The following is a 13,287-nucleotide window of genomic DNA, read 5'->3' as shown; positions in this document are numbered from 1 at the left end:
TTTGGGGAGAGGGCTAGCGTGAGGCCTGCCGGAGCTTTACACTGCATAAACCAAAACCCACAACACAAAACGACAAAGCCTCCCGCCTGTCTCGATTTGCACCAGCACGATGCTCGCGTTATGGTTACCCCCTTTCATAATAAGCACGACAGAACACCTGCTATGACGTTTTCACTTTTCGGCGACAAATTTACCCGCCATTCAGGCATTACCCGCCTGATGGAGGACCTCAACGACGGGCTGCGCACACCGGGCGCAATCATGCTCGGCGGTGGAAATCCGGCTCAAATCCCGGAGATGAACACCTATTTCCAGACTTTGCTTGCGCAGATGCTGGAAAGCGGCAAAGCGACCGACGCACTCTGCAATTACGACGGTCCGCAGGGTAAAACCGAGTTGCTTAGGCTCCTCGCTGATTTGCTACGCGAAGAGCTGGGTTGGGATATCGAACCACAGAATATTGCACTGACAAACGGCAGTCAGAGCGCGTTTTTCTACTTGTTCAACCTTTTCGCAGGACGACGTGCCGACGGCACCACTAAAAAAGTCCTGTTCCCGCTGGCACCGGAGTACATCGGTTATGCCGATTCCGGGCTCGAAGACGATCTGTTTGTCTCTGCGCGTCCTAATATTGAATTGCTGCCGGAAGGCCAGTTCAAATATCACGTCGATTTTGAACATCTGCACATTGGTGAGGAGACGGGCATGATCTGCGTATCGCGTCCAACCAATCCAACGGGCAATGTCATCACCGACGACGAATTGATGAAACTGGACGCGTTGGCTAACCAGCACGGCATTCCACTGGTGATCGATAACGCCTACGGCGTACCGTTCCCGGGGATAATTTTCAGCGAAGCCCGTCCGCTGTGGAATCCGAACATCGTTCTGTGCATGAGCCTCTCCAAGCTGGGGCTGCCCGGCAGCCGCTGCGGCATCATCATCGCTAATGAAAAAATCATCACTGCCGTGACCAACATGAACGGCATTATTAGCCTTTCTCCAGGCGGTATCGGCCCGGCGATGATGTGCGAAATGATTAAACGCAACGATCTGCTACGTCTGTCAAACGAGGTCATTAAACCGTTCTATTATCAACGTGTTCAGCAAACGATCGCGCTACTTCGCCGCTATTTACCGGAAGAACGCTGCCTGATCCACAAACCGGAAGGGGCTATTTTCCTGTGGCTGTGGTTTAAGGATCTGCCGATTACAACAGAGCTTCTCTACCAGCGGCTGAAAAAACGCGGCGTGCTGATGGTGCCGGGCGATTACTTCTTCCCAGGGCTGGATAAACCCTGGCCACATACGCATCAGTGCATGCGCATGAACTACGTCCCGGATCCGGAAAAAATCGAAGCGGGGGTGAAAATTCTTGCCGAGGAGATTGAAAGCGCCTGGCGAGAAGACGGTCAGTAAGGTTTTCACCACAAATCGGGCCTGGACAGTGATCAACCAGAATTGATGTGCTCTTTACAGTACCGCCGTTTCCACACGGCGGGTGTAAGCCCGGTATGCTTCGAAAATATCTGCCGAAAATAGCCTACGTCATTAAATCCACAGCGGCGTGCCACTTCGCTTAATGATGCGGAGTCGTTCAATAATAATTTTTCTGCCGCCCTGACGCGTTGACGATGGATCGCTTCCGTCAGGGTTAAATGAAATGTCCGGCGAAACACACGACCGAGATAATCGGCATTACAGTGCAACTCTTTTGCCAGTTGCGACGTGGACAACGGTAAATGAAACTGGGTGTGAATAAGCTGTTTTGCCTTCCAGGCCATTGCCGCCCCGGCTTCGTCCGTCTTATCGTCATATTCCGTTGAAAGGGATAGTTGCTGTAATATGAGCAGTAAAATTATTTCCAGCGCCACGTTTCGCTGTAATTTTTCCTGCTCGCTCAGGAACTGGCGAAAAAGCGTTATAACATATTGTGCATCTTTCACGCAGCAATGTTGCTCTATTGCCAGATTGGCCTGCTGTGTGCGATGAAGCTCAATCTCAAAATGGAGCCAGTAAAAGCGCAGGTCGGGCGCAAAGTCTTCAATACCCACATGTCGACGGTCCGGCCAGAGCAACAAACTTTCTCCTGCTTTCACTTCAAAGACATTCTTTTCTTCCTGGATCGTTAATAACCCTTTTTCGACAAAAATAATCTCCCACGACCTCAGTTTACGCGCAGGATGACGGCCAACACCCCGGGAGATAAATAAGCCGCCATTTTGTACGTTAATCGGAAGCGCTACGGATAATTCGAGCATAGATAGACATTATTCCGCGTTAATCACCCTATTTATGTAATTTACCCGTTGATTATTAATAAATATTCATTTACCTGCCCAATCGACATCACAAATTTACCATCAAGTCGGAATCGTCACCTTTTTATACTTTTCCCTTCCCTTGTTGGTCCCCGGGTTCAGTGCAGAATAAATAAGGTACCTTGCATAAATACGATAAAAATCGATTACCGAGGAGTTACCTCATGACTTCTACACCGATAACAGAATCTGACGTTGCACAGCGGATACCGGGCGAGCGTTTGTCCGTCCGTGAGAAAATTGGCTACGGCCTTGGCGATGCGGGCGGTACGGTCATAACCTGTCTTATCATGAATTTTCTGACCTTTTTCTACACCGATGTTTTTGGCCTGACCCCTGCGTTGGTGGGCACGCTGTTTATTGCCCTGCGCGTATTTAACGCCGTTTCCGACCCGGTGATGGGCGTCATAGCTGACCGCACACAAAGCCGCTGGGGGCGTTTTCGTCCCTGGCAGCTATGGGTTGCGTTCCCGATTGGGGTTATCGGCATACTGACCTTCACCGTTCCTGAAGCCAGTATGGGCATAAAAATTGCCTGGGCATTCGGGACGTATCTGCTGCTGTCGGTGGGCTATACCGCCATCAACGTGCCTTACTGTGCGCTTATCAACACCTTGACGACGCGCCAAAATGAAGTGATTTCCTGTCAGTCCTGGCGCTTTGTGCTTTGCGGTGTGTCAGGTTTTTTAGTCTCGGTTGGCCTGCCGTGGCTGGTCGCGGCGCTCGGTCAGGGTAATGCCGCGCGGGGTTATCAGCTTGGGGTTGGCATACTGTGCGCCATCGCCGTGGTGATGTTCCTGTGCTGCTTCTTCTGGGTTCGCGAACGCGTACCGCTGGCGCGGATGGGCAAATACACGTTACGTGAACATCTGGCTAGTCTGTGTAAAAACGACCAACTGCTGCTGATGCTGGTGATGTCATTTCTGCTGATCAACGTTTTCAACCTTCGCGGCAGCGGGTACATGTATTTCATCACCTACGTGCTGCAGGGCAGTACCGCTTACACCTCGCTTTTTTTCACCATGGTGACCTTTGCCGCGATTCTGGGCGCGGTGATTGTTAATCCGCTGACGCGCCGGATTGATACCGTCAAACTTTATTACGCCACCAACCTGGCGCTCGCCGCGCTGGCTGTGGGGATGTGGTTCCTGCCAACCGGCCCGGATGACCAGACGCTCTGGCTGATAGTGATTTTAAGTAACGGCGTGATCCTTGGTTTTACCCTGCCGCTGCACTTCTCGCTAATGGCTTTTGCCGATGATTACGGCGAGTGGAAAACAGGCGTGCGTTCTTCGGGCATGAACTTCGCTTTCAACCTGTTTTTCATCAAGCTCGCGTGGGCCTCCAGCGCCGGGATCGTAAGCCTGGTATTTATCATCGTGGCCTACCAGCCGGGCGTGAGTAATCAGACGCCTGCCTCGCTGCAAGGCATCACTACGATGGAGACCCTACTCCCTGCCCTTTTCCATCTGCTACTGGCCCTCTCTGTTCGCTGGTGCAGACTTAACAATCCGATGATGTCGCGCATCTCCATTGATCTGCGCCAGCGTCATGTACCCTCCTGAGGAAAATGAGATGTCCATAATGGAAGCCGACCTGCACAAACTGAAGATTAACGATCCGTTTCTTGGCCAGTATCAACGGCTGGTGCGTGATGTGGTCATTCCCTATCAATGGGATGCGCTCAACGACCGCGTCACGGAAGCCGAACCCAGCCACGCGATCGCTAACTTTCGTATCGCGGCAGGGCTGGAAACAGGTGAGTTCTACGGCATGGTGTTTCAGGACAGCGACGTGGCGAAATGGCTGGAAGCGGTAGCATGGTCGCTGTGCCAGAAACCCGACGCGGAACGGGAAAGAACGGCTGATGAGGTTATCGAACTGGTCGCGGCGGCGCAGTGTGAAGATGGCTACCTCAACACCTATTTCACCGTTAAAGCGCCGGTCGAACGCTGGACTAATCTGGCCGAATGCCACGAGCTTTACTGCGCCGGGCATATGATTGAAGCAGGCGTGGCCTATTTTCAGGGATCGGGCAAACGCCGCCTGCTGGAGGTGGTATGCAAGCTGGCGGACCATGTCGACAGCGTGTTTGGTCCCGGCGAGCACCAACTGCACGGTTACCCCGGCCATCCGGAAATCGAGCTGGCGCTGATGCGGCTCTATGACATCACCCGTCAACCACGTTACCTGAAGCTGGCGAAATACTTCATTGAGGAGCGCGGCGCACAGCCTCACTTCTACGATATCGAATATGAAAAACGCGGCAAGACATCACACTGGCACACCTACGGTCCGGCATGGATGGTCAAAGACAAAGCCTATAGCCAGGCGCATCAACCGCTTGTAGAACAGCAGGCCGCCATCGGCCACGCGGTGCGTTTTGTTTACCTGATGGCGGGCATGGCGCACCTGGCACGCCTGAGCAACGACGAAGGCAAGCGGCAGGACTGTTTACGTCTTTGGAAAAATATGGCGCAACGCCAGCTGTATATTACCGGCGGAATCGGCGCACAGAGCAGTGGCGAAGCCTTCAGCAGCGATTACGACCTGCCCAACGATACGGTGTATGCCGAAAGCTGTGCCTCGATCGGTCTGATGATGTTTGCCCGCAGGATGCTTGAGATGGAAGCGGACAGCCAGTACGCCGACGTCATGGAACGGGCCTTATACAATACGGTATTGGCCGGTATGGCGTTGGACGGTAAGCACTTTTTCTATGTGAATCCGCTGGAGGCGCACCCGAAAACCCTGGCCTTTAACCATCTCTACGATCACGTAAAGCCGGTTCGCCAGCGCTGGTTCGGCTGCGCCTGCTGTCCACCAAATATCGCCCGCGTGCTGACGTCATTAGGCCATTATATTTATACCGTTCGTCCGGATGCGCTGTTTATCAACCTGTACGTGGGGAATGACGTCGCCATACCGGTTGGCGGTCGGGAGCTACAGCTGCGGATAAGCGGCAATTATCCGTGGCATGAACAGGTAAACATTGAGGTCACCTCTCCTGTTGCGGTGGCCCACACGCTGGCCCTGCGGCTACCGGACTGGTGCGAGAAGCCTGAAGTTTCGCTGAATGGTGTTGGGGTTACAGGCGAGGTATCGCGTGGCTATCTCTACCTTACCCGTAGCTGGCAGGAGGGTGACACACTCACGCTGACGCTACCCATGCCGGTGCGCCGCGTGTATGGCCATCCACAGGTACGCCAGCAGGCTGGAAAAGTCGCCCTCCAGCGCGGCCCACTGGTTTACTGCCTCGAGGAGGCCGACAACGGTGCAAACCTGCATAATCTCTCCCTGCCTAAAGAGAGTGTATTCAGCGTCTTTGAGGGTAAAGGCATATTCGCGCATAAGATGCTGATTCAGGCGGAAGGCATCGGTTGTCAGGCCACAGGTTCAGAAGCGCTCTGGCAATACGATCGCTCGCCGGTGCAGCGTCAGCCCCAAAGGTTAACCTTTATTCCATGGTTTAGCTGGGCCAACCGGGGCGAGGGAGAAATGCGTATTTGGGTTGATGAAGCATAGCCGAGAACTCTGTTTCGTTACATCACATATGAAGAATCAATTAAGCTCGGTAACGCCGGGCTTGTTATTTATTTTTTATAAAAAGAGCGTCTTGCCCGCCACCCGCCGAAATAACCCTAAGGGCGTATTTACGCGGTCTATCACCGATTACCGTACTTTACGTTTCGTTTCTACCGCTGAGCCATACTTAACAGTTAAAGGGCTCATGAGGAACGATGCGATGCGGCTATTTATTGGCTTTGACGTGGGTGGAACTCACATCAAACACGGTGTGATTGACGAAAACGGTAACGAACTGACGTCCGATGAGTACGATACTCCAGACGATAAAGAGACGTTTAAACAGAAATGGAAAGCGGTGGTGGAAGACTACGGCAAAGATCATGACATCGTGGGTATCGGCGTGAGTTTCCCCGGCCACATTAACCACCATACTGGCGAAGCCGCAAAAGCGGGCGCACTTACGTTTCTTGATGGCGTAAACTTGTGTGCGCTTTTTGGCGAGCTAACCGATCTTCCCGTCACCGCTGAAAACGACGCAAACTGCGCGGCATTAGGAGAGCGTTGGCGGGGTGCGGGTACAGATTATGAAAATTTCGTCTGCATCACTATCGGAACCGGTATCGGCGGTGGGATCGTGATGGAAGGCGATCTGTATCGCGGCTCGCATTATCGGGCGGGTGAGTTTGGCGTGCTTCCCGTCGGCAATAACGGCGAATGTATGCACGAAGTGGCATCGACCAGCGGGCTGATGAAAGCCTGTAGCCGCGCGCTGCGGCTTACCGAAGACGAGATGCCCCACGGTGAAGAACTCTTCAAACGGATGGAAAGCGATGTACATCTGCGTGAAGCCATTGAGGAGTGGGCACATTTTCTTTCACGCGGGGTCTACAGCGTAATCTCCATGTTTGACCCGCAGGCGGTACTGATTGGCGGCGGTATCAGCGAGCAGGAAAAAATCTATCTCCTGCTCGATAAATATCTCCAGCGCTTCGAAGAGTGGGAGGCGCTCAAGGTCCCCATCCTTCCCTGCGAGCTGGGTAATCAGGCGGGAAGGCTGGGCGCGGTCTGGCTGGCTAAGCAGAAGTTTGCACGCCGGGCTTAGCGCCTTACGGGAATAACTGCGCGTCGCGAAGCGTATGGTCGTTGCCCCGACGACGCGTAAATCCGATACGGTTAAAATATTCCAGAATCTGGATAGCAAGCTTACGCCCGACGTTCAGACGATCGCGGAAGTCAGCCGCACAGGTAGAGCCTTTCTCCCGATCCATTTCGCGGATGAGGTTAGCAAACGCCACAATTCGATCGTTACGGTAATAACGATCTTTAACGATCGCGACTATCAACCCCTGCTGCGCCGCATGGCGCAATACCTGACGCATCATCTGCTCATCGGTGTTCGCTTCACGCGCGAGATCGCGCACCCACCAGGGTTCATCGGCAAACAGTTGCGCCACTTTCTGCCACACCGCGTCCTGCTCTGCGCTAAAGCCAGCTTTATGATCGGGCAGATGCAGCCAGCCGTGGTGACTTTTAATCACGCCGCTTTCACGCATGTTTTCAATCAACAGCAGCACCAGCGCGTCGTCTTCCATCGGCAAGGCCATACGCCGCAGACGTTCACGCCCCGGGCCAGGCTCATCCTGATGCTGTTCATGGTAGGTACCGAGCGTGCTCAGGATTTTACGCTGCCAGCGTGCCGCAACCGGCGCGTTCAACAGGCTGTGACCTGCCTGAATAAAACCAGGCGCCTGGGTCAGTTGACGCAAGCCTTCTCCACTGAGCTGACGTGCCCATGCGAAATCGGCCAGATCGATGGCGCCCCGTTCGAGATGTGCTAGCAGCGCGGCGTTATCATCCGTGGCCTGCGCCAACGTAGCCAGCCACTGGAGATACTCAGGCTTCCGCTTGCCACGACGCGGCGGATTGAGCGTCACCACGCGTGCGCCAGCCAACGTTTCCCGTGCCGAGATATCGCGCAACACCAGGCGGTCATTATCCGCAAGCCAGAGCGGAGCGTCGAAAACCAGCTCAGCGAGATTATTTTCCAGCAGCGATACGCGCCCGGTGATATGGCTGGCCGCGTGGTGGATATGCAGCGGCTGCCACTGCGTGAGCGAGACGTGGGTCTGCAAAGAGACGATCGCCCGCTCTGCAGGCTCAGGCGGCGCATCGGCTAACAGCCAGTCGCCGCGGTTAAGCCGCTCTTTTTCAGCATCACCCGCAATATTCAGCGCAATGCGTTGCCCGGCATGGGCATCCCCGACGGGCTGGTTTTGCGCATGTAAACCACGCACACGCATCGGTTTATTGACACCGGTCAGCCATAGCGTATCGCCCACCTTAACGTCACCGCTCAGCGCGGTACCGGTAACGACCAGACCCGCCCCTTTCACGGTAAACGCCCGGTCGAGCGCCAGACGAAAGCGGTGATGGCTGGCGTGTTCACGCGACGGGAGTTGCTGCAAATGCACGCGCAGGGCATCAATGCCACGGCCCTCTGTCGCCACGGTGACAAACAACGGTGCATCGGCAAAACCGAATTCACGCACTGTGGCCTGCACCTCATGACGTACCTCATTTACGCGCGCCTCATCCACGCGATCGGCTTTGGTCAGCGCCACGGTCAGCTGCGGGTTACCCGTCAGTTGCAGGATCGCCAGATGCTCCCGGGTTTGCGCCATCACGCCGTCATCGCACGCCACCACCAGCAGGGCGTGATCAATACCACCCACGCCAGCCAGCATATTGGAAAGAAATTTTTCGTGCCCCGGTACGTCGATAAAACCCAGCACGCGCCCCTCTGGCTGCGGCCAGTAGGCATAACCGAGATCGATGGTCATGCCGCGCTTTTTCTCTTCCGGCAGACGGTCAGCATTTACGCCGGTAATCGCCTGCAATAGGGTGGTTTTTCCGTGGTCAACGTGACCGGCGGTGGCAATAATCATTTCAACAACATCTCCAGAAACCGCTCTTCATCTTCAAGGCAGCGTAGATCTAACCACATGCGGCCGTCGTATATACGCCCGATAATCGGCGTTGGCAAGGCGCGCCAGCGCGCCGACAGTGCGTCAAGCTGGCTACCGTGCCCGTCGCGCGGGGTGAACGTAAGCGCTTCGCTCGCCAGCCTGTCGACCGGCAGCGAGCCGCTGCCAATTTGCGACAGGCAAGGTTCAATACTTACATCAAAATCGGGATAGCCTGGGGCGACTTTCGCTAACACTAATTCACCCTGGGCGCGAATTGAGGCGGCATCGCGACTTAACAGGCGCAGCGTGGGCAAACGCTCGGCCAGTTTTTCCGGATGAAGATACAGACGCAGCGTCGCGTCCAGCGCCGCGAGGGTCATTTTATCTGCACGCAGGGCGCGTTTGAGCGGATGCTGCTGTAACCTGGCAATCAGATCGCGCTTACCGACGATAATCCCCGCCTGTGGCCCACCCAACAGTTTGTCGCCGGAAAAACTGACCAGACTGACGCCGGCCGCAATCATCTCCTGCACCATTGGCTCTTTCGGCAGACCGTACTGAGTCAACTCCACCAGCGAACCGCTACCGAGGTCGGCAATCACCGGAACATTCAGCTGCTGGCCGATAGCCGCCAGTTCCGCCTCTTCAACGCTTTTAGTAAAACCTTCGATATGATAATTGCTGGTGTGTACCTTCATCAGCAGCGCAGTATTTTCATTCACCGCGCCACGATAATCTTTCGCATGGGTACGGTTAGTGGTGCCCACTTCATGCAGCGTGCAGCCAGCCTGGCGCATCACGTCCGGAATACGGAACGCGCCGCCAATCTCCACAGCTCGCCGCGTGAGACGACAACCTCTTTGCCGCTGGCAGTAGCCGCCAGCATCAACAGTACCGCCGCCGCATTGTTGTTGACGATACAGGCGTCTTCTGCACCCGTAAGCTGACACAGAATATCAGCCAGCGCCCGATCGCGGTGCCCGCGCCCCGCCCCGTCCAGATCGTACTCCAGCGTTACCGGCGAACGCATGGCCTGCGCGACCGCCGTGACCGCCTCTTCCGCCTGCTGCGCACGTCCCAGATTGGTGTGCAACACTGTCCCCGTCAGGTTAATGACCGGGCGTAAGGCGCTTTGCGCTTTCTCAGCCAGCCTTTTTTCAACCTCCAGCCCCCATGCAGCGCACCAGCCGGGCAATGCATTTTGTGCCTGAATAGAGGCCCGGGCTTCGTCCTGAAGCAAACGGAGCATATTGACTGTCGCAGTATGGCCGAACCGCTCCAGCGTGGTGAGAACCTGAGGCTCTCGCAGGAGACGGTCAGTAGCAGGGATTTGGCTGTACAGGGAGTGATGAGTAGTCATGAAAGCGCCTGGCGAGTAGATATCTTCCCCCCTCCCGACGGGAGAGGGAGTTAACATGTGGAGGGATTGTACCGCCTCCAGCCACAAACTTGTTATAACCCGCATCAAGCCTTTGGCGGTTCAGTACGGGCGAAGCTTTCACGCTGGAACAGCGTCCCGGCGAGTTTCACCAGCAGCGGACGCTCAACGCACCAGCCCGGTGTCACACGACGAAAGTTGAGGTAGCCAATGGCGCAGGCGATGGCAATCGTCCCCAGGTTCAGGCTATCGGGTTGAATTTTGCCTTCACGCATAAGCTGCTCGCACAAGTCCAGACTACGGCTGATTTTATCGCGCTGGCGTACCAGTTCCGTTTCCGACTGCTGCCCAGCCGGTCTTGCCTGCTCGCGCACGGAGGTTAACGCCGCATCCATAATGCCATCGGCAAGCGCCTCTGTTTGCTTCACCGCCAGTGCCGCTTGCGGATCGGCCGGTAACATGGCCGGCGCCACGTCCAGCAGTTCAATGTATTGCGCAATAATCGGCGAATCGAACCAGTATTCGCCTTCGTCCGTCACCAGCGCCGGGACCTTTCCTAACGGATTGTACTGCGCCACGCCATTTTCAGCGTTGTAGGGCTGCTCGTTCACGAATTCAAATTCAATCCCCTTCTCCAGCAGGAGAATCGAGATTTTACGCACGAAGGGACTGGTATAACTGCCGATGAGTTGCATTGCCTGCTCCGGAATGCCCATAAAGAGCTCAGTATGGATCAAGCGCTGAAAAAAGGGCAGGTAGGGTCGTCGTATTCCTGCGCGTTTCCCGGATATCCGTGCGGTAAACGACAAAGCAAAGTTTGGTGTCGATCACATCCGGAGAAATCTGCATAAAAATATTTTGTGAATTTCATCACAATTAATAAACAAACCCGCGGCCACAAAAAGTGATAAGCATCACAAAAATACGCGGGTTTTGCTCTATTTCTGCACATTGGCTTTTTTTTACCCACCCATTATGTGATACGGATCACTGCATTAATCCCTACACCCCCTACATTTACGTGACTGAGATCACATAAATTTTCGCTGTCTGGACAGTTGAACGATTCAGTGCCAGATTTCACAGCATCAGAACAGGGCCCGGCTACCCTGCCGCCGCACACTAACGATAAACCTCGGGCCGCAAGCCTAAGCGTAAACATAAGAAGGGGTGTTTTATGTCATCCGATTTCAAGATCAAAGTTCAAAGCTTTGGTCGATTTCTCAGCAATATGGTGATGCCAAATATCGGCGCGTTTATCGCGTGGGGTATCATCACTGCATTGTTCATTCCGACAGGGTGGTTGCCAAACGAAACGCTGGCGAAACTGGTCGGCCCGATGATTACCTATCTGCTGCCTCTGCTCATCGGTTATACCGGTGGTCGTCTGGTGGGCGGTGACCGCGGTGGCGTGGTGGGTGCTATCACCACCATGGGAGTTATCGTCGGTGCGGATATGCCGATGTTCCTCGGTGCCATGATTGCCGGTCCTCTGGGCGGCTGGGCAATTAAGAAATTCGACGTCTGGGTTGATGGCAAGATCAAATCCGGCTTCGAAATGCTGGTGAACAACTTCTCTGCGGGCATCATCGGGATGATCCTCGCGATTCTGGCGTTCCTCGGCATTGGTCCTGCCGTTGAGATACTGTCCAAACTGCTGGCAGCCGGCGTTAACTTTATGGTTGCGCACGACATGCTGCCGCTGGCGTCTATCTTTGTTGAACCGGCTAAAATCCTGTTCCTCAACAACGCCATTAACCACGGTATTTTCTCACCGCTGGGTATTCAGCAGTCTCATGATATCGGCAAGTCTATCTTCTTCCTGATTGAAGCCAACCCGGGTCCGGGTATGGGCGTGCTGCTGGCATACATGTTCTTTGGTCGCGGCAGCGCGAAGCAGTCTGCTGGCGGCGCGGCTATTATCCACTTCCTCGGTGGTATTCACGAAATTTACTTCCCGTACGTGCTGATGAACCCACGTCTGATCCTGGCCGTTATCCTCGGCGGTATGACTGGCGTATTCACCCTGAGCGTGCTGGGCGGCGGCCTGGTTTCTCCTGCATCTCCGGGCTCTATCCTGGCGGTGCTGGCAATGACCCCGAAAGGCGCTTACTTCGCTAACATTGCAGCTATCTGTGCGGCAATGGCGGTCTCCTTCGTGGTATCGGCCATTCTGCTGAAAACCAGCAAAGTGAAAGAAGAAGATGATATCGAAGCGGCAACTCGTCGTATGCACGATATGAAAGCGGAATCCAAAGGCGCTACGCCGCTGGCCGCTGGCGAGGTTTCAAACGACCTGAGCCATGTGCGGAAAATCATCGTTGCCTGTGACGCCGGTATGGGTTCCAGCGCAATGGGTGCGGGCGTGCTGCGTAAGAAAGTGCAGGATGCGGGCCTGAGCAACATCTCTGTGACCAACTGCGCGATCAACAGCCTGCCACCGGATGTTGACCTGGTTATCACCCACCGCGATCTGACCGAGCGCGCCATGCGCCAGGTACCGCAGGCGCAGCATATTTCGCTGACTAACTTCCTCGACAGCGGTTTGTACTCCAGCCTGACCGAGCGTCTGGTTGCAGCACAACGCCACGAAGAGAACCAGGTCAGAGTCCGCGACAGCCTGAAAGACAGCTTCGATGCGAATGACAGCCACCTGTTTAAACTGGGCGCGGAGAACATCTTCCTCGGCCGTACTGCGACTCATAAAGAAGAAGCGATTCGCTTTGCCGGTGAACAACTGGTGAAAGGCGGTTACGTTCAGCCTGAATATGTAGATGCGATGCTGGAACGTGAAAAACTGACCCCGACCTATCTGGGTGAAGGCATCGCGGTTCCTCACGGTACGGTTGAGGCAAAAGACCGGGTGCTGAAAACCGGCGTTGTGTTCTGTCAGTACCCTGATGGCGTGCGCTTCGGTGAAGAAGATGATGACATTGCCCGTCTGGTGATTGGTATCGCCGCGCGTAACAATGAGCACATCCAGGTCATTACCAGCCTGACCAACGCCCTGGACGATGAAACGGTCATTGAGCGTCTGGCCAGCACCACCAGCGTGGAAGAAGTTCTGGCGCTGCTGAACAAGTAACTTCTCTAC

Annotated in this window: 8 protein-coding genes and 1 pseudogene; 5 read left to right on the top strand and 4 right to left on the bottom strand. The window is 54.9% G+C overall.

The features are described from left to right. Positions 1 to 162 precede the first annotated feature (162 nt). Entirely contained in the window at positions 163 to 1,419 is a 1,257-nt protein-coding gene (gene avtA / locus NL510_RS01265; RefSeq protein WP_253380959.1) for a valine--pyruvate transaminase, read from the top strand. Positions 1,420 to 1,451: 32 nt separating this feature from the next. On the opposite strand, the gene NL510_RS01260 is transcribed toward avtA, so the two are convergent. After that, entirely contained in the window at positions 1,452 to 2,261 is an 810-nt protein-coding gene (locus NL510_RS01260; RefSeq protein WP_253380957.1) for an AraC family transcriptional regulator, read from the bottom strand. Positions 2,262 to 2,485: 224 nt separating this feature from the next. Between NL510_RS01260 and NL510_RS01255 the strand changes: the two genes are divergently transcribed. The 3 genes from NL510_RS01255 (at position 2,486) to NL510_RS01245 (ending at position 6,951) form a co-directional block, all read left to right on the top strand. Further along, a complete protein-coding gene (locus NL510_RS01255; protein WP_253380955.1) occupies positions 2,486 to 3,886 on the top strand; it encodes an MFS transporter in 1,401 nt (466 codons plus the stop codon). A 10-nt stretch (positions 3,887 to 3,896) separates the two neighbouring features. Beyond that, the gene (locus NL510_RS01250) at positions 3,897 to 5,846 is read left to right on the top strand and encodes a glycoside hydrolase family 127 protein (RefSeq protein WP_253380953.1); all 1,950 of its coding nucleotides are present in this window, start codon (positions 3,897 to 3,899) and stop codon (positions 5,844 to 5,846) included. A gap of 220 nt (positions 5,847 to 6,066) precedes the next feature. Beyond that, positions 6,067 to 6,951 carry an ROK family protein gene (locus NL510_RS01245; RefSeq protein ID WP_253380951.1) on the top strand — a complete coding sequence of 295 codons (885 nt, stop codon included), beginning with the start codon at positions 6,067 to 6,069 and terminating at the stop codon, positions 6,949 to 6,951. A 4-nt stretch (positions 6,952 to 6,955) separates the two neighbouring features. Here NL510_RS01245 and selB read toward each other — a convergent pair whose 3' ends face one another. The 3 genes and pseudogenes from selB to NL510_RS01230 all read right to left on the bottom strand — a co-directional run bounded on the left by selB (position 6,956) and on the right by NL510_RS01230 (position 10,888). Next, complete coding sequence (gene selB / locus NL510_RS01240) at positions 6,956 to 8,794, bottom strand: selenocysteine-specific translation elongation factor (protein WP_253380949.1); 1,839 nt, start codon at positions 8,792 to 8,794, stop codon at positions 6,956 to 6,958. Continuing rightward, positions 8,791 to 10,175: pseudogene (selA, locus tag NL510_RS01235) on the bottom strand (L-seryl-tRNA(Sec) selenium transferase). The gene selB and the pseudogene selA overlap by 4 nt, the downstream one beginning before the upstream one ends. A gap of 104 nt (positions 10,176 to 10,279) precedes the next feature. Further along, entirely contained in the window at positions 10,280 to 10,888 is a 609-nt protein-coding gene (locus NL510_RS01230) for a glutathione S-transferase (RefSeq protein WP_253380947.1), read from the bottom strand. 482 nt (positions 10,889 to 11,370) lie between these two features. On the opposite strand from NL510_RS01230, the gene NL510_RS01225 reads away from it, so the two are divergent. After that, a complete protein-coding gene (locus NL510_RS01225; protein WP_253380945.1) occupies positions 11,371 to 13,278 on the top strand; it encodes a PTS mannitol transporter subunit IICBA in 1,908 nt (635 codons plus the stop codon). Positions 13,279 to 13,287: the final 9 nt, after the last annotated feature.

The sequence above is a fragment of the unidentified bacterial endosymbiont genome (genome assembly GCF_918797525.1).
In the GTDB taxonomy this organism is placed as follows: domain Bacteria; phylum Pseudomonadota; class Gammaproteobacteria; order Enterobacterales; family Enterobacteriaceae; genus Enterobacter.
The sequence above is the reverse complement of the archived record's forward strand: the minus strand, read 5'-3'. Positions and strand labels throughout refer to the sequence as shown.

What these genes read in the sequence shown, in the direction of transcription:
- NL510_RS01260 (WP_253380957.1), bottom strand. Translation starts at nt 2,261, where the DNA reads ATGCTCGAATTATCCGTAGCGCTTCCGATTAACGTACAAAATGGCGGC.
- NL510_RS01225 (WP_253380945.1), top strand. Translation starts at nt 11,371, where the DNA reads ATGTCATCCGATTTCAAGATCAAAGTTCAAAGCTTTGGTCGATTTCTC.
- NL510_RS01255 (WP_253380955.1), top strand. Translation starts at nt 2,486, where the DNA reads ATGACTTCTACACCGATAACAGAATCTGACGTTGCACAGCGGATACCG.
- NL510_RS01250 (WP_253380953.1), top strand. Translation starts at nt 3,897, where the DNA reads ATGTCCATAATGGAAGCCGACCTGCACAAACTGAAGATTAACGATCCG.
- avtA (WP_253380959.1), top strand. Translation starts at nt 163, where the DNA reads ATGACGTTTTCACTTTTCGGCGACAAATTTACCCGCCATTCAGGCATT.
- NL510_RS01230 (WP_253380947.1), bottom strand. Translation starts at nt 10,888, where the DNA reads ATGCAACTCATCGGCAGTTATACCAGTCCCTTCGTGCGTAAAATCTCG.
- NL510_RS01245 (WP_253380951.1), top strand. Translation starts at nt 6,067, where the DNA reads ATGCGGCTATTTATTGGCTTTGACGTGGGTGGAACTCACATCAAACAC.
- selB (WP_253380949.1), bottom strand. Translation starts at nt 8,794, where the DNA reads ATGATTATTGCCACCGCCGGTCACGTTGACCACGGAAAAACCACCCTA.